The organism is Paenibacillus sp. J2L1-98 (assembly GCF_056269405.1).
Genome location: NZ_JBWDNW010000003.1, coordinates 266,145 through 285,508 on the forward strand (window position 1 = coordinate 266,145; position 19,364 = coordinate 285,508).

Sequence of the window (19,364 nt, forward strand, 5' to 3'; positions counted from 1 at the left end):
ACACGAAATAAGGTGATTTTATTATGGTAACCGGGCGTTTTCGCGCGTTAGCTATCGCTTCGTGCATCGGAATGCTTCTTGTACTGCTCGGCGGGGCACTAGTCACGAATACAGATTCAGGCCGCGGCTGCGGTGATGATTGGCCGTTGTGTAATGGGAAATTAGTACCTGCTTATACGATCGAATCCTTGATTGAATATTCACATCGGCTTGTAACGGGTGCCGAAGGTTTGCTTGTTCTGGCTGTTTGTATAATGATGATTTTGAAGTTTAGGAAAGACAGGAAGGGTTTTAAGGAGCCATTGTTCTATGCAGGAGGAGCATTGCTGTTCACAGTTATCCAAGCGCTAATGGGAGCAGCGGCCGTTATGTGGCCTCAATCACCGCCTATTATGGCGATTCATTTCGGAATTTCGTTAATCGCGTTCGCATCTACACTGCTGCTGGTAATCTGGACGTTCCGCGCTAAACATGGACCGCAGACGGTGTTTCAAGTACCGCGTTCCATCTTTCCCCGCGTGCTTCTAACATCTGTTTATTGTTATATTGTTGTATATTTGGGCGCATTCATCCGGCATACCGAATCGGGCGGAGGCTGCGTAGGCTGGCCGCTTTGCAACGGAGAGATCGTTCCGGAGATTAATGGTGCGACAGGAGCCGTATTTATACACCGGGTGGCTGCATTGCTGTTAGCAGTCAGCCTGGCAGGCTTGTTCATACACATTCGCAAAGTCAGCTACGGCGCATGGGGTTTAACGAAGCCGGCAGCATGGACGCTTGGACTTGTCGTTGCCCAAGTATTCAGCGGAGCGCTGCTTACATTAACGATAACAAATCCGGATTGGTTTTTGTTCACCAACTTATTGCATAATTTGATTGTTACCGGCTTGTTCGGATTATTAATGGATATTTTAGTTCGTTCGTGGCGATTAAGAGAAGGGCGTGAAGGATAGTGAGTTTTAATAACTTGCGTGAATTTTTAGACGTACTGAAGCGTGAAAATGATTTGGCTGTTATAGATGCTCCTGTAGATCCTAATCTTGAGGTAGCAGAAATTCATCGGCGGGTAATCGATGCAGGAGGACCCGCTTTGTTATTTACGAACGTGAAGGGGAGTCCTTTCCCGATCGTAACGAACCTGTTCGGGACAAGCCGCAGAGTCGATCTTGCATTCGGTCCGCGTCCCGAGGCGCTAATGAAGCAAATCATTGGAGCGATGGACCGCGTACTGCCGCCAACGCCTAAGGCGATTTGGGGCGAGAAAAACTTAATATGGGACATGCTGAAGGTAGGAATGAAAGAAGTGCCTTCCAGCGGTGCGCCTATTCTTCAGGCCTGCAAACGAGAAAACCCGCTTGCAGGTTTGCCTGCGATTACGAGCTGGCAGGATGACGGAGGTCCGTTCATTACACTTCCGCTCGTTTATACGGAGCACCCTGAGCACCGGAAGCAGCATAATCTAGGCATGTACCGCATGCAAATCTTTGATGATTGTACGACGGGCATGCACTGGCAAATACATAAAGGCGGCGGTTTCCATTACCATGAAGCGGAGAAGAGGAATGAAGCGCTGCCTGTATCGGTTTTTCTCGGCGGGCCTCCGGCTCTCATTGCATCGGCGATTGCCCCTGTACCGGAGCATTTGCCGGAGCTGCTGCTTGCATCGCTTATTATCGGCGGCAAGCTTACCGTGGTTAAGGATCCGAACGGCTCGCATCGCATTCCGTCGGAAGCGGAATTCGTCCTTAGCGGCCTAGTACCGCCGCATATCAAAAGGCCGGAGGGTCCATTCGGCGATCATTACGGCTATTACTCGCTTATGCATGATTTCCCCGTATTTAATGTCAGTCATATGTGGCATCGCAAGGATGCCATATACCCGGCGACCGTAGTCGGCAAACCTCGTCAAGAGGATTACTATATGGGTGAGTTTCTGCAAAAGCTGCTTTCGCCGGCGTTCCCGATGGCTATGCCGGGGGTTAAGGACTTATGGACTTACGCTGAGACTGGCTTCCATGCGCTTGCAGCTGCTGTCGTAAGGGAGAGCTATTCACGGGAAGCGCTGACATCTGCCTTCCGCATATTAGGTGAGGGCCAGTTAACGTTAACCAAATTCCTTATCGTTACGAATCAGCCTGTAGAGCTCGAAAACTTCCAGGTGCTGCTTGAAACGGTTCTTGAGCGTTTCCGTCCGGAAACGGATCTGTTCATCTTCGATAATACATCCCATGATACGCTCGATTACACGGGCGGTAAGCTAAACCATGGCAGCAAAGGTGTTATGCTTGGGGTTGGAGAACCGGTCCGCGAGTTACCCGGCTCGTATACGGAAGGGGCAATCGATGAAATAACGGCTGCAAAGCCTTATTGCCGCGGTGGTTTGGTCGTGTCAGGCGCATCCTATGCTGAAGAGCCTAAGCTGGCGCAGCGGCTGCTTGAGCGCCTCACGGAGAAGGGAACGGAATGGCCGCTCGTTATTCTTGCGGACGACGCAGAGATCGCGGCAGCGCAAACGCCATTTTTATGGACGGTATTTACAAGATTTAATCCGGCAGACGATATTTATGCGAATTCCGATATTCGCCGCCATCACTTTGGCTATAAGCTTCCTATCGTCATCGACGCCAGAATGAAGCCTGGTTATCCGGATGAATTGTTCCCGCGCGAGGATATCGTGAGGCTCGTTGATAAACGCTGGAGCGAATACAAGCTGTAATTTGTTGAACTGTAATATTCTTTTTATGGAAGGAGCTGTTCGATTATGCTGCGTTTCCTGTTTGATGAGCCTCAAAGAGAAGCAGAAGGAATCCTTGCAGAAACGTTCCGTTTAATGGATCAGTTCGTTGCCATCCTGAACAAAAAAATGGCGGCAGGCGAAGATAACGTTCAAAAGCTTCGTAAATATGAAATATGGACGCTGGGCCTTCGCTCATCGCTCGATGAGCTTGAACAAAGCCACTACGTCGCGCTACATTTTCAACACAAAATCAGTTCTTCCTCGGTTAAGCAAATGACAGATGAGGAACGAATCCATTATAATCGGTATACCTACTTCGATAAGAATGCCTTTATCCGGGTCTTCTCCCTGCTGGATAAGCTTGGCACGCTGCTAAATGAGCTTCTTGATATGAGAACTGAGCGGATCAAACCCCATTTCTCCTATTTTACCGTTTTGCGCAATATGCGGGACAAGCAGGCTCATACTGTGCTGATGTGGAAACTGAACCATGCGAAGGAGAAGTATAAGGAGCCGCTCAACAGACTCCGCAAACGAAGAAATACGGAAATTCATTACATGAACTCGGAAATGCAGGATGATTTAATTCAAAGCAACCGCATGTACGGTGAAGAGGTCCGATTGGAAAATATTGCTGAACAGTCGGCTGATTTGACGCAGGGCTTGTATCTTGCGATGGAATCGCTTCTGTTCACGTTTCAATACGCATGCGGATTAATGCGAAACAAGCAACCATAATCCCGAGGGGGGAAAACTTGTGGGGCTCAAGGGCAAAACAGCGTTAGTAACAGGCAGCGCGAAGGGACTCGGTAAACGAACAGCGCTTCAGCTCGCTGAGCAAGGCTGCAATGTTATTATTAATTATTATGAGAGCGAGTTTGAAGCGCATCAGGTAAAGGCGCAGATCGAGCAGCTTGGTGTGAAGGCGATTACGGTGCAGGCCGATGTCGCAACGACCGAAGGCGCGGCCAAGCTTGCTGACGAAGCGGAGCGATGGGCTGGAGGCGTTGATATTCTTGTCAATAATGCGGGACCATTCGTCCGCAAGCGCCGGCTATTCAGCGAATATGATGAAGAGACGATCATTAGGCTGCTGCATGGAAATTTGTTAGGCGTTATGCTGCTAGATCATCGACTGCTTCCGGGCATGCGTGAGCGGAAATGGGGACGTATTGTCCATTTCGGCTTCGGCCACGCGGGAGAAGCTAGAGCATGGCCGCATCGGGCGGTATATGCTGCAGCGAAGACAGGGCTTGTGTCGTTCACGAAGTCATTAGCCGTTGAAGAGGCTCCGCACGGCATTACGGTCAACTTAATCGGTCCAGGCGATATTCGCGGCATGAACAAGGAGAAGTCGATTGCAGAGGTAGAAGAAGAGTATGATAATGAATCGCCAATCGGCCGTCCGGGAGCGGGCGAGGACGTGGCGCGCGTGGTGCTTTTTCTCTGCGACATGAAGTCGAACTTCTTGACCGGCAACGTGATCGACGTTACGGGCGGCTTCGATCCGATTGTGGCTAATATTAAGGGAATGTTCTAACTGCAAATACGCCCAAAAAAAAGTCTTATCGAGCAGCAGGGAGCTTAGCTCCTTGCCTTCGATAAGACTTTTTGTCATTCTAACGTAAAGGTGATATTGGTTCGCTCTTATATTTTTAGAATACTTGAACGACTTCGACTACACCTTCAACTTCTTCAAGAAGAGCGCGTTCGATACCCGCTTTAAGCGTGATCGTCGAGCTTGGGCAGCTTCCGCATGCACCCATTAGGCGAAGCTTGATGATTCCGCCCTCAACATCAACCAACTCAACGTCGCCGCCATCGCGCTGCAAAAACGGACGAAGCTTATCGAGTACGTCCAACACTTCATCGTACATAGTATCTTGTGCTTGTTCACTCATTGCAATCATCTCCTTTCTATCCTATTATAGTACAAAGTGAAGCAATTGAAAATGGATAGTAACTGAGTAAAGTTAGGTGAAGCAAAGTGTTTAAAACAATGATCGAGTTTTGTGCCGGCAATATGCATCACGGTACTGACCGGATAATGAAATTATTCGAGCAAAATGATGCATACGAAGTAGCCGAATATGGCTGCTTAGGCAATTGCGGCGAATGTTATTTGAATCCATTCGCCTTAGTGGATGGAGCTATCGTATCTGCTGAATCGGCAGACGAGCTGCATGGCAATATTTTAAAAGCGATCGAACAGCAGCAAACGGATAAAGAAGCGCTGGATAAGCTGCTGGACGATCTGTAGGCAATGTGCTAACCAAGATGGCGCTTAGAGCGCCAGAGCACGCCGCTTTTTACGAGGCGCGGTACACGTCCCATAATGGGCGTGCCGCCCATTAATCCGAAGCCGCTTTTTTTGCCGAGCGAGCCGAGTACGCCCTTAAGCTTAAGCTTGCCGACTTTCGGTGTTTTATCATGCCAGATAGCTTGAAGCACCTCGGCAATTTGTTTGCCTTGGGCGCCTGCAGCTTGACCGCTCGGCGAGAGCGGCAGCGCTGCGCAGTCACCAACGACAAACACTTCGGTATAATCAGGCAGCTGATGGTATTCATTTATAACCAATCTGCCCTGATTGTCCTTAGGCAAATTCATGCGCTGCACGAGCGGTACAGGCTGAATGCCTGCCGTCCATACAGTTACATCCGTATAGATAGGCGCCGAACTATTGCAATCATGCAAAATGCCGCCCTCTACTTTTGTTAAACCGACATGACCCCGCATTTCAACCTGATGCTCCTCGAACCATTCTGCAACAAATGCTTGAAGCTTGCCTGGGAAAGCAGAGAGCACGCTCGGTCCGCGATCCAATATTCGAATATTCAAATCCGGACGGCTTTCACGCAGCTCGGCTGCAACCTCGACACCGCTTAGCCCTCCGCCTACGATCGTTACTTGACCATAAGGCTTAACGTCATTCAGCTGCGCATAGGTACGTCTTGCGGCCGAGAACGTTTGAATGCTTGTAGAGTACTGCTCAGCACCCTCGATCCCATGGTATTTATCCGTGCAGCCAAGACCGATAACGAGCCATTCGTATTCGATCGGCTCCTGGCCTTCGAGATGGACGAGCTTCATCTCCATATCCACTTCCAAAACCTCGCCGTATGTCAAAGAAATTCTCGGATCAACCGGAAATTTGACACGCAGCTCTAAATCTGAAACCGTGCCGGCGGCAAGCGCGTAATATTCCGTCTTCAAGCCTTGAAACGGCATCCGGTCAATTAATACGATGGAGACATCGATTGGCAATTGTTTCTCTAATAATTCGTTTGCAATGGCAAGACCGCCATAGCCTCCACCCAAAATAATAAGTTTTCTCATCTGGTTTCCACTCCACGCCATTTTAAGTTATATCTATTTTGTGCTTTCGAGCTGCTGATTACTCATTCGTAAACTTTGATTTCATTGTAAAAAGTATCGCGTTCAACCGGAATTCGGCCTGCGCCTTTAATAAGCCAAATCAGGTCCTCGCGCGTAATGCCTTCCGGTGTCAGGGCTCCGGCAGCATGACTGATTTTTTCCTTGACGATCGTTCCGTGCGCATCCGACGCTCCCATCGTCAAAGCGACTTGCGTCAGCTGTACCCCAATGTTAATAAAGTAAGCTTTAATATGCGGGAAGTTATCGAGCATCAAACGGCTGATCGCAATCGTCTTTAAGTCCTCGAATGCAGAGTTGCGGCGGCGAATGCCGGCTCTTGGATTGATAGGCTGCATCGATAGCGGAATAAAAACAAGGAAGCCGTTCGTCTCATCCTGCAGCTCGCGAATATGCATCATGTGGCGAATGCGGTCCTCTTTCGTTTCGATCGAACCGTAAAGCATTGTCGTATGCGTCCGCAAGCCGAGTTCATGAGCAGTACGGTGAACCTGCAAATATTGCGTGACATCGGCTTTTTCCACGCGCATTTTTTTCCGGTAATGATCGGATAAAATTTCGGCACCGCCGCCAGTCAGCGACTCCAGTCCTGCTTTCATAAGCTCCTGAAGCACTTCACGGTAAGTCAGCCCGCTGATACGCGAGAAAAAGTCGATTTCTGCAGCGGTGTAGGCTTTTAGCGTAACCTCAGGAAAACGCTCCTTCAGCGCTTTGAGCGAATCTACATAATATTGAAAGGGGACATTCGGATTATGCCCGCCAACGATATGGAATTCGCGAACGCCGGGATGGAAATGCTGCTCAACATATTCGATCATTTGCTGACCGCTTAACGTATAGGAGCCTTCATCGCCTTCATCCTTGCGGAAGTTGCAGAAAGCGCAGTGAGCTTCGCACACGTTCGTGAAGTAAAGACTCATATTCTCAATAAAATAAACCTTTTTGCCATTTTTACGCATGGCGACTTCGTTAGCCAGCTGTCCAATCGTCAGCAGATCATCTGATTGATATAAGAAAACGCCATCTTCAAGGGTTAAACGTTGTCCATGACGCACTTTTTCAATAATGTGCTGCATATGTGTATCTTCTGTCGGTATTACGACGTTCATGGCTGAGCCTCCTCGATATATAGTTTGTGAAAAAAATAACTTTCTTTTTCCGATTAAGAAGCTGTAACTATTATAAACCTCACACGTAGCATGAGCAATAAGAAAAGTGCTGCGCATTCCATATACTGGGATTAAAGCTTGTAGGCATGCTTCTCTTGAGCAAGCGAACAAACTGGAGTATACTACAAATAAGTAAGTGAACTTCAGCAGTATCGATTAGAAGGATAAATGGAGGGATGTAGCATGATCACAATTAGTGATTTAGCATCTGACAAAATAAAAGCAATGCTCGCTGAAGAAGGCGGCCCTGGGCTATTCCTGCGCATCGGCGTCAAGGAAGGCGGCTGCAGCGGCTTCTCTTACGGCATGGGCTTTGATGATGAGCAGCACGAGAGTGACAAGGAGCTCGACATGGACGGCCTAAAGGTTGTCGTAGACGAAGACAGCATCAAATATTTGCATGGACTCGTTATCGATTTTAAAGAATCTGCAATGGGCGGCGGCTTTACGATCGAAAATCCTAATGCCAGCGCTACATGCGGGTGCGGCTCGTCGTTCCGTACAGCTACGGATGCAGGCAAGCCTGCTGCTGCGGGCGAGTGCTAAGAGTAAACCATCCGGATAAAATTTTTTTAAGGATGGTGTATAAGCACCGCGAAATATGTGCAAGATAGTGTTGACGGTGTGAAGAGAGGTGTGGTTCCATTGGACCATTCGGTGCTAGGACTACAGGAGGAACTTATTTAATCACTAAGCTATTATGAAAGCGAGGGGTTGTGTCGCAGAGCTACTCTGAACACACACGCTAAAAACGATCCGTTAAACCGGAAAGTGAAAAGCGGTGCCCAAGTAATCTTAACAATGTGAAGTGTTAGATTTCGAGAGACTCAAACGATCAAACACCGTCGGAAGAGGAGCCTGTCAAAGGGCTCCTTTTTTCTTTGTCATTTATTATGCAGCCAGCTTATATCGTCCTTTAGCAGCCCTCTGAACGTATGCGTCCAATGCGTAGGTTCAAGGGGCTGTTGTTGCTTTGACTGCAATAATTCAGGGAATTCCCTGACATACAAAGCAGAAGCAGAGCTTTATAATGGAAATTAATGATTGCTTGTATGCCCTGAAGGAGGAACGAGGATGAAGACGATCGGAGTGAATGTCGCTGCCTGCATCGAGCGATTGAGATTGGAGACGGGCAGCGATTTCGCTACACTCGGCTTGATCGATACAGGCAAACGCAAGCTGTGTTGGTCCTATGCAGCCGGCAGCATGAGCGGGCGGACGCTGCTGGTTGAGCAGAAGCCGACTGCGGGTTTGTCCGGAATCGCTATTCGTTCTGGCAGGCCTGCGAGTACGGGCGCAGCGCTGACGGATAAAGAGCGGTTTAAAATGGAAGAGCCTGTTCTATTGACGGAACAGCTGCGAATAGCGGCGAGTATGCCTTTAGTCATGCCAAACGGGATTGCCGGCGTGCTGCTAATCGGAAGACGATCTGCTGACAGCTACGCTGCAGATGAGCTTGAGAAGGCGTTTTCCTTAACGAAAGAGCTGGCGACGATACTGCTTTAGCGGCACTATTTGGATTGATATCGAGCGTCGGAGGGAAAAGGGTATGATAAAGCTGATGATTTGTGATGATCATGCAATGGTCAGGTCCGGTTTGGCCCTGCTGCTGCATGGGAAGCACGACATTGAAGTGGTGGGCGAAGCCTCGGAAGGGGACGAAGCGATCCGGATGGCGCAGCAGATTATGCCGGATGTCGTCTTAATGGACCTGAGCATGCCGCACGGCAAGGACGGAATGACGGCAACGGCGGAACTTAAGAAGCTGCTGCCGGATACATCGGTTCTTATACTGACCATGCATGACGATGACGAATATTTGTTCCGGGCGATTCATATCGGGGCTTCCGGCTATATTTTGAAAAATGCGCCCCACGATGAACTGTTATCGGCCATTCAGTCGGTAGCGCAAGGAAATGCCTATCTTTATCCGACTGCTACCAAGCGGTTGATGAGTGAATATCTCGTAAAGCTGAAGCAGGGCGGGGAGGAAAGCGGGCCGTACGAGACGCTTTCTGAGCGGGAGAAGGAGATATTGGGCTGGATCGCCAAGGGCTACTCGAACAAGGAAATTGCGGAAAACCTGATTATAAGCGTCAAAACGGTGGAAACGCACAAAAGCCATCTGATGGATAAGCTCGGGCTAAGAACGCGGCCGGAGCTGATCAAGTTCGCGCTAAAGAAGGGGCTGCTTCATTTTGATTAATTACGGCGGTGATAAATACCGGCAAATGATCGGTTCGGACGTGGAATATCTTCTGTCAGTGCTGGAGGATGAAATCGATGATAAATCGATGCTGGCACAGGTGAATCAGTCGCTTAAACAGCTTGCAGATGTGAAGTTTGCGCTCGATGAAGCCGCGATTGTAGCGGTCACGGACAGAAAGGGCAGAATTGAATACGTAAACGATAAGTTTTGCGAGATTTCCAAGTATGACCGCGACGAGCTGATCGGCAAGGACCATCGGATTATTAACTCTGGCTATCATGGCCGTAATTTCTTTCGTGAGCTATGGAGCGTTATTTCCGCAGGCGAGATATGGCGGGGGGAAATAAAAAACCGCGCCAAGGACGGAAGCTTCTACTGGGTAAGCACGACAATTGTGCCCTTTCTGGATGAGGAGGGAAAGCCTTATCAGTATCTGGCTATCCGCAGCGAAGTGACGCAAAGGAAGCAGGCTGAGCAGGAGCTGAAGGAAATGATGGTCAAGGTGATCGAAATTCAAGAGGATGAGCGAAAACGGATTTCGAGGGAGCTGCATGACGGCATCGGCCAAAGCTTGTTCTCGTTGTTAATCCGGCTGGATCGCTTAATCGGCGATCACGCTGGAATTGCCGAGCTGAGCAACCTGCGCAGCGAGGTTTCGGACATGATGGCGGATATTCGCGGCCTCGCATGGGAGCTTCGGCCATCCGTGCTCGATGATCTTGGCGTCGTGCCTGCGATAAGAACTTATGTGGATAATTACTCGCGTCATTTCGGTATTCGGCTGAAGCTGGAATGCAATTTGAAGAGCAGGCTGGGCATTATGAAGGAAACGGCGATTTATCGCGTTATTCAAGAAGCGTTAACGAATATCGCCAAATATGCGGATGTGTCTGAGGCTGAAGTTATACTGGAGGAACGGATTGGCGAGGTGGAGGTTATCGTAACAGACCGAGGCCAAGGCTTTAGCCCCGATCTCATCGGACGGGGCGTGGGCTTGTTCAGTATGGAGGAGAGAGCGCGCAGTATCGGCGGGCAATTGGAGATTATATCGGAGGCGGGCTGCGGAACGAAAGTACGGCTTGTCGTTCCGAAAGAGGGGATAACAGAGCGATAGGGACATAAATCGATAATTGCCTTACTTCGACGGCTATTATTGGTGCAGACAAATTCACACCAGCTTACTTTTATTATGGATGATTTCTCTTACGTGGATCTACTCTCTTCAGACGCGCATCGAATCTGGATAAAATGAAAGAGACCGCAAAGCACGAATTAAAGCGGCTTCCGCCTCAGCAATGAGGGGAAGCCGCTTTTTTAATTTAAAATTATTTAGAAGCAGGTGAAGGAGGTGATTTGCCGTAAATCGATCCCGATATATCCCCAGGATCTTCCAAACCAGCGAAAGCCTGCAATGGACGTACGTCCAACAAATACGGGGAAAAACCAGAAGTTTTGCCCATTCGAAAGCCAAACATAAGTGTTGCGAAAGAGACAGCGGGAAATGGCTCCTGGATCAACGGCAAACGGCGTAACAGCGGGCTGCTGCGGTATAAATTGTGGTGGAGGTGCTGTCGGTCCCATCATTCCCTGCGGTCCTCCTTGAGGACCTTGTGGTCCTTGAGGTCCTTGTGGTCCTTGAGGTCCTTGCGGTCCCTGTGGTCCGAATGGTCCGAACGGTCCCGGTGGACCAAAAGGGGGCATAAATGCCATGCAATATCACTCCTTATTATTTGGGCTAGAGCATTTTATGCAGCAGTGCAGAATAAGGAGTGGGCGATCGAGCTTTTTAAGATTTTCAATTCCATAATCGGCTAGAAATGCGAAATGAGCTTCGTTCCGGGTATGGCAACCGAAAGCCTGGAGGAAATAAACTTGCTTCCGTCCCAAGTCAGAAGATTTTCGACATAGCCTAATGTATCAGCGTTTGTGCTGCCGATAATGCGCTGCAGCGCAAGCAAATCAAAGGACGTCCTGTTTTCATTTGTCACAATCGGATTTAATGCAGCAAGAGCAAGGACTTCACCCTGAACGGGCATCTTGAGCTTCCCGTCTTCGTTATAATAGGCAGATAAATAGGAATAGCCTTTGTTGCTTATGTCAATCGTAAACAGCACATCAAGCTGAGCGCTTGATACCGTTACCTTGTACATATCTTCATATTGGACACGGAAAGAATAGGATTGATTGTAGTTTTCGTAATCGAATATTTTGCGAAGCACATGATCGGCATAGGAGTAAATGTAGAAAGTACCGTAACCGCCGCTTCCTCCGGAGTCGATGTTCACTAAGATGTCGGCAATTTTATTTTGATCGAAGTCGCCTAAGAACAACCCCGCATTGTATCCTGCATTGTCTCGCAAAGGAACGACTTTGTGCTGTTGGGAATATCCATCCTGGATTATAAGCGTAATTTGATCGGCAAATATTCCGGATGGTCCGTCAGGTTTATGCCCGAATAAGTAAACAAGATCGGGTATACCGTCTCCGTTTACATCGCCTTGCTTCATGTCGAGCAAATAATGATCCCGGGCAGAGGGAGTTTGCTGATTCCTATGCGTATGGAAAGACGAGTACATAACCATTCCTCCAGGCTTGAAGTAACTATGCTCCTGTCTATACCTATGCAGATGATTGATGACTTGATTGTGCGGATGCCTACCTGCGTTTTTTTAGCAAAGCGACTATTTTTAGAGAGATTAGGAGAGAATAAAAAGGATTGTACTTATTGAGCGATTGGAATGATTGCTATGATGAATATTCACTGGCGTCTTGCAGAGCTGTGGCTGCTGCAGCAGAACAGAAGCTTGACGGAGCTTGAATGCTCCGAAATGAACTCCTGCATGAGGCTGAACGCCAAATATGCGCAAAGGCTGGCCGAGCAATACAATTTCGGATTGATGGCGAGCATGACTAACGATTGGGAATGGCTTCATGAAGTATCGGGTGAGATCGACAAGCTGGAGAGAATTTATGAAAGCAGTCGGCCTTCTTTCTTTGAACAATGAGTGGAAGGACTGCTGTGCAGCGGCTAATAGTTGTGGCATAGGGTTTACTTAAAAATAGCAATTGAAAAGAAATGTTTGTATCGTTTAAATGCTAGAATAGAGCTGTATTCAAATTCCCAAAGATGAGGTGATAGGTAATGGGATTTAGGTCCGCTAATATTTTTGTGAATTTACCGGTTAAAGATTTGAATAAATCTGTCGAGTTTTTTACAAAGCTAGGATTTGAGTTTAACCCGCAATTTACGGATGAGAATGCAACATGTATGATCATCAGTGAAAATATTTTTGCTATGCTGCTGGTTGAAGACTATTTCAAATCGTTCATCAAAAAAGAAATTCCCGATACAACAACAACATCCGAGGTGATTTTAGCCTTATCAGCTGAAAACAGAGATCAAGTGGATGAGTTTGTCAATAAGGCGCTGGATGCTGGAGCTACACATTCCAAAGATGCCATTGACCATGGATTTATGTATGGATGGGGCTTTGAGGACATTGACGGGCATCTTTGGGAAATATTCTATATGGACCCGAGTGCGGTCAATCCAACTTAAGCGTTATCCAAACAAAGAGGTTGGCCGTAATCGCGCAGCCTCTTTTTTGTATGTTCGCGCATCTTATCCTCACAGGACCTCATCCCATGCTATGTTTGGAGAACAATTCCCACATGAGCTCGCGTCTGCTGCTGACGCCGGTTTTGGCGAAAATCGACTTGAGATGGTCCTGCACCGTGTAAGCGGAAATATGAAGAGAATGAGCGAGCTCCTTGGTGGAAAACCCTCTAATGATCCGCTCAATGACTTGTTTCTCGCGAGCCGACAATGCATATGCCTCAACAATAAGCGGAAGGATGTCGGACGGCTTAGCCGGCTCGATAGAAACCGCCAGCTGAATAAGGCCATATGCGCCTTCGAGCATACTCGCCCGAATGGACAAATACAGACCTTCCGGCATGCGGATACATACTTTTGCCGTTTGCCTTTCACCAGCCGTAGTTCTTGCTTGCGCGAGCGCCCTTGAGCAGACGGCCCTTATCGGTCTTGGCAGCGTAAAGCAGTCAATCTGCTCCAAGCTCCTTAGTTCGGATAGCCAGTGACGGGCAGAACGGTCGAAGGAAATGGGCTCAAGCTGGTCAGACAGCACGATAAGACCAGGCTCCTCCTTCCTCCCGCCGGCGTCTGCCGAGGGAAGCTCCAGACTGTTTTTCTTTAATGATTTAGCCAGAATAGGAGCAATTGCGGCAATAAATAAACGCTCCTCCTCAAGAAACAGAGGATCGCCCGCTTTACGGAATAACGTCAAATATCCCCAGCATGCGCCCTCGCTTAGCAGAGCGGCACGAAGCTCATCCCCAAATCCCGCAGGGTATAGAACCGCCCGGTAACGGCCGCTTCGCTCCAACTGACCGTCCGTTGCTTCGCTTAAGGTGGCTGCGGGCATGACCGCTAGAGCGAGCTGCCCGTAGCTGTTGTAATCGTTATGCAAATATTCATATTCAAACAGCTTGTGATGAATGGCTTCAATGGCTTCATCTGTTGAGGCTCCCGTCGAGAGCAGTGTAACGGGATCGACAGACGTGCAGCAAGCTGACTCAAAAGGTACAGCCTCTCTTATTAACGTCAGAGCTGATTCGCGATAAAGCTGCGATGTCACCTGTGCAGCCGCTAATTTATTTAATTGCCGTTTGACTGCTTCCATAGTTTCTACCATTGACAGGCTCCTCTATTCAAAATCCCATATTTGTGGGATAGCGCTTTGTTCGTTCAGCTCTATAATTGAGAATAATTGTTCGTTAATTTTATCTAATTGATGCGAAGATGAACAGATCGAATGATGGGAGCCTTTGCAGTCAGAAGAGGAAATGTGGTGCAGCTATGAAAAAGGACATTATTGTAGTAGGAGGATACGGCCATGTTGGAGGGCAAATTTGCAAGCACTTAGCAGCTGAATACCCGGGCATGGTATATGCGGCAGGCAGAAGCCTGGAGCGTGCGAAGCAATATTGCAGCAGCACGGGCGGTAAGGTGAAGCCTCTCCGGATAGCGGCGGGGGAACCGCTTGACGAGAGGCTGCTGGATCGGACGAAGCTCGTCGTCATGTGCTTGGATCAGACGGACACCGCTTTTGCGGAGGCTTGTCTGCTGGCAGGCGCAGATTACGTGGATGTATCGGCGAACGGTACTTTTTTTGCGGCAATGGAGCTGATGCATGAAAGGACGGCGGGAATTTGCGGCACCGCGGTATTAAGCGTCGGGCTCGCTCCGGGGCTTACGAATCTGCTTGCGCTTAAGGTGACGCAGTCCTTGGATGAAGCAAGCCGAATCGATATCGCGGTTATGCTTGGACTGGGAGACGCGCACGGCAAAGCGGCAATCGAATGGACCGTTGACAGCCTTGCTGCGACTTATAACATTACCGAAACGGGAAACGCCCGGAGAGTGAGCAGTTTTACAGAGGGCATGAAAACGGATTTTGGCGCTGAACTAGGGAAGAGGACAGCGTATCGCTTTCCTTTCTCTGATCAAATGACGCTCCCCCGTACGCTCGGGATTCCAACTGTATCTACGCGATTATGCTTTGATTCTCGAACGGTTACCGGCTTCATGGCGCTGTTGAAAGGAATAGGCTTCGATCGCTTGTTAGGAGCAGAACGTATAAGAAAACTGGCGATTGATGCTTTTGGAAAGCTTAGAGTCGGCTCTGCCCGCTATGCGGTGAAGATCGCAGGGTACGGGAAGAAAGCAGGCGCTGATATAGTTGTCGAGTTTGGGATTCAAGGCGTTAAGGAAGCTGAAATAACAGCTAAGACGGCTATTGCGGTAGTTGAGAGGATGTATGGCAGCAAGCTGCCGCGCGGCGTCTATCATATAGAGCAATTGTTTGAGTTAGAGCTGTACAAGCAGCAGATTGCGCTGCGATTAAAGGATGACGATTGCACTTCTCCACGCTCGATCATCGGCAATATCCAAAGCTGGTCTCGCAGTCAAAGCTAGTTATAGAGAAAAAGCTGTCCTAGCAAGTCTAACAAGACCTGCTGGGGCAGCTTATTTGGAGTACTGCTATGATTATTGCCGTTATTTCACTTCATTCAGTTTCGCTATGATATGCAGGGTCGCTTCCTCCGATACGGAGCCTTGGCTGAACATGCCAATCGCCCGAAGCGGCATATAGTTCAGCATGGCCGTCATCATCTCCGGAGCGTCGTCCATAAGAGAGCTCATCATGCCGCTGCCCTCCGAAAATTTCTGAAGCATGTCATTTGCGATGATTGCGCGCTCCGGGTCGCCCAGCAAATCCCCGAACGTTGTATTCAATGTTACCGGCTTGCGAATACTTACGGTAGATTGTACATTGACCGATACGCTGTCCGTGAGATCACGCGAAGAAGCGCCTACTAAAATTTCGAACTCGCCAGTCTCTACATGCCAATCCTTCAAATCAACATTATAGTATGCAAAGGCACGTTTGCCCAGTTCAAAAGTTACCGTCTGCTGCTCGCCCGGCTGCAGCTCAATCTTGGCGAAGCCTTTCAGCTCCTTGGATGGACGGTTAACGGTGCTGACCGAATCCCTTACGTAAAGCTGTACGATTTCTTTGCCCGTAACAGCGCCTGTATTCCGTACATCTACGCTGACAGTAACGGTATCTTGATCCGTAAGCTCCGTTTGGCTGACCTTCAGATTACGATAGGCGAAGGTCGTATAGCTGAGTCCGAAGCCGAAAGGAAAGAGCGGCTCGATTTCCTTCGTATCGTAATAGCGGTAGCCGACAAATACGCCTTCCTTATATTCGACTTTGTCGCCTTCGCCCGGAAAGTTCAAGAACGAAGGATTATCGCTGAGCTTAACCGGAAACGTCTCGGCAAGCTTGCCCGACGGATTGACATCTCCAAATAGTAGAGCTGCGATCGCGCCGCCGACAGCTTGACCGCCCAAGTAGCCTTCAAGCACCGCTTTGGCTTTGCCAAGCCATGGCATTACGATCGGTGAACCGTTGCTCAGCACAACGACGAGGTTGCTCTGCACTTCCGCTACCGCTTCAATAAGCGCAAGCTGGTTGCCCGGAATGTTCAGATGCTGGCGATCATAACCTTCCGACTCATAGCGATCGGGCAAGCCGATGAACAATACGGCTACATCGGCAGTACCGGCCTTATCCTTCGCTTCTTGAAGCAGCTGTTCATCGTGGTCATCGTTGTCGAGACGATAGCCCTGTGCATAGGATACTTGCGCCGCTGCTCCTGCTGTGCGCGTAATTTCCGCCAGCGTGTTATCGAGTTTCGTCGGTTTAATATGGGAGCTGCCGCCGCCTTGGTACCTAGGCGCATTAGCAAAGGCGCCGATAACGGCGATCGAGCCGCTCTTCGAAAGCGGCAGTATGGTTTGCTCGTTCTTCAGCAGCACCATGCTCTCAGCCGCTACCTTCGTTGCCAGCTGATGATGGGCATCCGCATCATATACCGCGTTCTCTTTCTTGTTATCGACTGCTTTAAATACGACCGTCAAAATCCGTTCCACTGCATTGTTAAGCGCTTCTTCCGACAATTTGCCATTCTGGACGGCTTCTACGATTTTACGGTCTCCCGCACCGTTGCTGGAGGGCATCTCCAGCTCAAGGCCTGCCGCTAAGCCGGCGACACGCTCATTGACTGCGCCCCAGTCAGATACGACAAAACCTTCATGCCCCCACTCTTCCTTCAATATTTCAGTAAGAAGGCGGCTGTTCTCGGAGGCGAATGCGCCGTTCACTTGATTGTAGGAGGACATGACCGTCCAAGGCTGGCCTTTGATAACCGCCCCTTCGAAGCTGGCCAAATAAATTTCCCGCAGCGTACGCTCATCCACGATCGCATCGGTCGTCATGCGGCGATGCTCCTGGTTATTAACAGCGAAATGCTTGAGCGAAGTACCGATGCCTTGGCTCTGAACGCCGTTGATATGGGCAGCGGCCATCTCCGAGGATAAATAAGGGTCCTCAGAAAAATATTCGAAGTTTCTTCCGCATAGCGGCGACCGTTTAATGTTGGCTCCAGGCCCGAGCAGAACCGCTACGTCCTCCGCCTGGCATTCCTCGCCGAGCGCCACACCGACCTCGTTCACGAGCTGAACGTCCCATGAGCAGGCAAGTCCCGCCGCAGAAGGAAAACATGTTGCCGGAACGCTGTCGAGCAGTCCGAGATGATCGCTGCTTCCGCTTTGCTTGCGGAGACCATGCGGTCCGTCCGTTACCATAACGGATGGGATTCCGAGTCTCTCCACGCCCTTCGTATGCCAGAAGTTAAGGCCTGAGCATAGCCCGGCTTTTTCCTCGAGTGTCAGTTGTGATACGATTTGCTTAATATTTCTAGTCATCATACAAGCTCCCTTCAACCTATTAATAACGCTTTCATTGCTGGTGTAAGCTTATTTTAAACGATAGAAAAGAGGAGTTATGGTAAAATACATAGATAAATAGTATAAATTCTCTCTAGGATATAGAGGCTATAAAATACAGAGGACGGGAGGAGGGCTTAGTAATGGAAAATGCTGCATCGGATGAGCAAATCGCCACGATATGCAGGCTGATGTATAACAATTTTCAAGTCAAGGCTCAATTTGTAAATGCTCAGTTGGAGCTGCTATCTGGTTCAGGCGGTGATGCACACACAGCTAATCCGCTCTATTCAACCCTTCGGGAATCGTTAGTTCATCTGAATATTGAGTCTGCTGAGCTCAATTATCCGCTTATACAGAGCCGGAACGAACTGGAAAACTATGTCATTGTCCGTATAGAGCGGGAAGAGATGCGGACAGGCTATGTCGTTTTTGGGCCGTCTGCGTATTCAGATATTTCCGCGGAAGCGATCACGGGAATTTTGAATGATTACAATGTGCCGGCCAATCTGAAGGAAGCGGCGCGTGATTATTATCGTTTATTGCCGATCATTAGCGGTTTTAAGCTGCTGCATGCAAGCGTTCTATTGTATTATCTTATTTACGGCAAAGAGCTTAATACGCTGGATGTTCTCCATCATAGAGCGCTTTTATCAGAAGATGAGCATGTGCGCTTTGAGCATCATATAGACAGAAATTTATCCGATCAACGGGAAACGACAGCGCTTCATCATGACATTGAGCCGGAAAAGCAGCTTTTTCAAAGCATTAAGGAGGGAAGGACGGAGAAGCTGCGGGAGCTGGTGAACTTTGATCCTAAGAAGCTCGGTATTTTGTCCAAAAGCAGCTATTTAAGAAGCCAAAAAAATATTGCGATTGCCGGAATAACGCTTGCGACGCGAGCGGCGATAGAAGGCGGACTCCATTCGGAGATCGCCTATACGATGAGCGATTTGTACATTCAGCATTTGGAGGAGCTAACGGACATTCAAAGCGTCGTAAAGCACCGGACAGAGGCGATGTTCGCATTTGCCGAGCGGGTGAGGCAAAGCCGGTCCGAGAAATATTCAAGAGTGGTCTCAGAGTGCCGGCAATATATTTATAACCATATTTACGAGGATGTAACGGTAACTACGCTTGCGGAAAAGGTGCAGTTAAATGCTAATTATTTATCGCAGCTGTTCAAGAAAGAGGTTGGAATTCCGATCCACAATTATATCATGCGCGAAAAGGTGGAGGAAGCGAAGAAGCTGCTGAACGCCTCCGAACTCTCCTTGTCTGAGATTTGCACGCGGCTTAACTTTTATGATCAGAGCCACTTTACAAAAATATTCAAAAAACTGACCGGCCTAACGCCGAAGCAGTTTCGTTCTTATTAAGGAGAGTGAATTTTTGCAGCAGAAACAAGTGGCGCAGCTTAACGGCTGAAACGATTTTCCAAGGCGTAGACAGCCATGAGGCAAGGTCGAATTTGAATAC

The 19,364-nt window shown here is 48.9% G+C and carries 20 protein-coding genes; 13 read left to right on the forward strand and 7 right to left on the reverse strand.

Going from position 1 to position 19,364, the window contains the following annotated elements:
* The first annotated feature begins 23 nt into the window (after positions 1-23).
* The 4 genes from AC0YNZ_RS09515 to AC0YNZ_RS09530 are packed head-to-tail and all read left to right on the forward strand — an operon-like array spanning position 24 to position 4,277.
* On the forward strand, positions 24-953 hold the full coding sequence (locus AC0YNZ_RS09515) for a COX15/CtaA family protein (protein ID WP_110769816.1): 930 nt from the start codon (positions 24-26) through the stop codon (positions 951-953).
* A complete protein-coding gene (locus AC0YNZ_RS09520) occupies positions 953-2,716 on the forward strand; it encodes a UbiD family decarboxylase (protein ID WP_475826373.1) in 1,764 nt (587 codons plus the stop codon). Before AC0YNZ_RS09515 ends, AC0YNZ_RS09520 begins: the two co-directional genes overlap by 1 nt.
* 45 nt (positions 2,717-2,761) lie before the next feature.
* Positions 2,762-3,475, forward strand: a complete 714-nt coding sequence (locus tag AC0YNZ_RS09525) for a Cthe_2314 family HEPN domain-containing protein (protein WP_475826374.1) — start codon at positions 2,762-2,764, stop codon at positions 3,473-3,475.
* Positions 3,476-3,494: 19 nt separating this feature from the next.
* On the forward strand, positions 3,495-4,277 hold the full coding sequence (locus tag AC0YNZ_RS09530) for an SDR family oxidoreductase (RefSeq protein WP_110769819.1): 783 nt from the start codon (positions 3,495-3,497) through the stop codon (positions 4,275-4,277).
* Between the two features lie 115 nt (positions 4,278-4,392).
* On the opposite strand, the gene AC0YNZ_RS09535 is transcribed toward AC0YNZ_RS09530, so the two are convergent.
* Positions 4,393-4,638, reverse strand: a complete 246-nt coding sequence (locus tag AC0YNZ_RS09535) for a NifU family protein (RefSeq protein ID WP_110769820.1) — start codon at positions 4,636-4,638, stop codon at positions 4,393-4,395.
* A gap of 86 nt (positions 4,639-4,724) precedes the next feature.
* Here AC0YNZ_RS09535 and AC0YNZ_RS09540 point away from each other — a divergent pair, with 86 nt between their 5' ends.
* Positions 4,725-4,997: a YuzB family protein gene (locus tag AC0YNZ_RS09540; protein WP_475826375.1), complete on the forward strand. Its 273-nt coding sequence runs from the start codon at positions 4,725-4,727 to the stop codon at positions 4,995-4,997.
* 8 nt (positions 4,998-5,005) lie between these two features.
* Here AC0YNZ_RS09540 and AC0YNZ_RS09545 read toward each other — a convergent pair whose 3' ends face one another.
* Positions 5,006-6,073: an NAD(P)/FAD-dependent oxidoreductase gene (locus tag AC0YNZ_RS09545; RefSeq protein WP_475826376.1), complete on the reverse strand. Its 1,068-nt coding sequence runs from the start codon at positions 6,071-6,073 to the stop codon at positions 5,006-5,008.
* 62 nt (positions 6,074-6,135) lie between these two features.
* Positions 6,136-7,239: an aminofutalosine synthase MqnE gene (gene mqnE / locus AC0YNZ_RS09550; protein ID WP_475826377.1), complete on the reverse strand. Its 1,104-nt coding sequence runs from the start codon at positions 7,237-7,239 to the stop codon at positions 6,136-6,138.
* A 243-nt stretch (positions 7,240-7,482) separates the two neighbouring features.
* Here mqnE and AC0YNZ_RS09555 point away from each other — a divergent pair, with 243 nt between their 5' ends.
* The 4 genes from AC0YNZ_RS09555 to AC0YNZ_RS09570 all read left to right on the forward strand — a co-directional run bounded on the left by AC0YNZ_RS09555 (position 7,483) and on the right by AC0YNZ_RS09570 (position 10,622).
* Positions 7,483-7,845, forward strand: coding sequence for a HesB/IscA family protein (locus AC0YNZ_RS09555; RefSeq protein ID WP_475826378.1), 363 nt, complete (start codon positions 7,483-7,485; stop codon positions 7,843-7,845).
* A gap of 528 nt (positions 7,846-8,373) precedes the next feature.
* Entirely contained in the window at positions 8,374-8,805 is a 432-nt protein-coding gene (locus tag AC0YNZ_RS09560; protein WP_475826379.1) for a GAF domain-containing protein, read from the forward strand.
* Positions 8,806-8,848: 43 nt separating this feature from the next.
* A complete protein-coding gene (locus AC0YNZ_RS09565; RefSeq protein WP_475826380.1) occupies positions 8,849-9,505 on the forward strand; it encodes a response regulator transcription factor in 657 nt (218 codons plus the stop codon).
* Between the two features lie 25 nt (positions 9,506-9,530).
* Positions 9,531-10,622 carry a PAS domain-containing sensor histidine kinase gene (locus tag AC0YNZ_RS09570; RefSeq protein ID WP_475826504.1) on the forward strand — a complete coding sequence of 364 codons (1,092 nt, stop codon included), beginning with the start codon at positions 9,531-9,533 and terminating at the stop codon, positions 10,620-10,622.
* Positions 10,623-10,837: 215 nt separating this feature from the next.
* Here AC0YNZ_RS09570 and AC0YNZ_RS09575 read toward each other — a convergent pair whose 3' ends face one another.
* Both AC0YNZ_RS09575 and AC0YNZ_RS09580 read right to left on the reverse strand, forming a co-directional pair.
* Positions 10,838-11,218, reverse strand: coding sequence for a collagen-like protein (locus AC0YNZ_RS09575; protein WP_475826381.1), 381 nt, complete (start codon positions 11,216-11,218; stop codon positions 10,838-10,840).
* A gap of 101 nt (positions 11,219-11,319) precedes the next feature.
* Positions 11,320-12,084: a VCBS repeat-containing protein gene (locus AC0YNZ_RS09580; protein WP_475826382.1), complete on the reverse strand. Its 765-nt coding sequence runs from the start codon at positions 12,082-12,084 to the stop codon at positions 11,320-11,322.
* A 162-nt stretch (positions 12,085-12,246) separates the two neighbouring features.
* Here AC0YNZ_RS09580 and AC0YNZ_RS09585 point away from each other — a divergent pair, with 162 nt between their 5' ends.
* The gene (locus AC0YNZ_RS09585) at positions 12,247-12,513 is read left to right on the forward strand and encodes a DUF7667 family protein (protein ID WP_475826383.1); all 267 of its coding nucleotides are present in this window, start codon (positions 12,247-12,249) and stop codon (positions 12,511-12,513) included.
* 137 nt (positions 12,514-12,650) lie between these two features.
* Complete coding sequence (locus AC0YNZ_RS09590) at positions 12,651-13,067, forward strand: VOC family protein (protein ID WP_475826384.1); 417 nt, start codon at positions 12,651-12,653, stop codon at positions 13,065-13,067.
* A gap of 79 nt (positions 13,068-13,146) precedes the next feature.
* On the opposite strand, the gene AC0YNZ_RS09595 is transcribed toward AC0YNZ_RS09590, so the two are convergent.
* A complete protein-coding gene (locus AC0YNZ_RS09595; RefSeq protein ID WP_475826385.1) occupies positions 13,147-14,223 on the reverse strand; it encodes a helix-turn-helix transcriptional regulator in 1,077 nt (358 codons plus the stop codon).
* Positions 14,224-14,387: 164 nt separating this feature from the next.
* Between AC0YNZ_RS09595 and AC0YNZ_RS09600 the strand changes: the two genes are divergently transcribed.
* Positions 14,388-15,506, forward strand: coding sequence for a saccharopine dehydrogenase family protein (locus AC0YNZ_RS09600; RefSeq protein ID WP_475826386.1), 1,119 nt, complete (start codon positions 14,388-14,390; stop codon positions 15,504-15,506).
* An 81-nt stretch (positions 15,507-15,587) separates the two neighbouring features.
* Here AC0YNZ_RS09600 and AC0YNZ_RS09605 read toward each other — a convergent pair whose 3' ends face one another.
* Positions 15,588-17,864, reverse strand: coding sequence for a beta-glucosidase (locus tag AC0YNZ_RS09605; RefSeq protein ID WP_475826387.1), 2,277 nt, complete (start codon positions 17,862-17,864; stop codon positions 15,588-15,590).
* A gap of 164 nt (positions 17,865-18,028) precedes the next feature.
* Between AC0YNZ_RS09605 and AC0YNZ_RS09610 the strand changes: the two genes are divergently transcribed.
* Positions 18,029-19,264 (forward strand): helix-turn-helix domain-containing protein, encoded by a 1,236-nt coding sequence (locus tag AC0YNZ_RS09610; protein ID WP_475826388.1) that lies wholly within the window; start codon positions 18,029-18,031, stop codon positions 19,262-19,264.
* Positions 19,265-19,364: the final 100 nt, after the last annotated feature.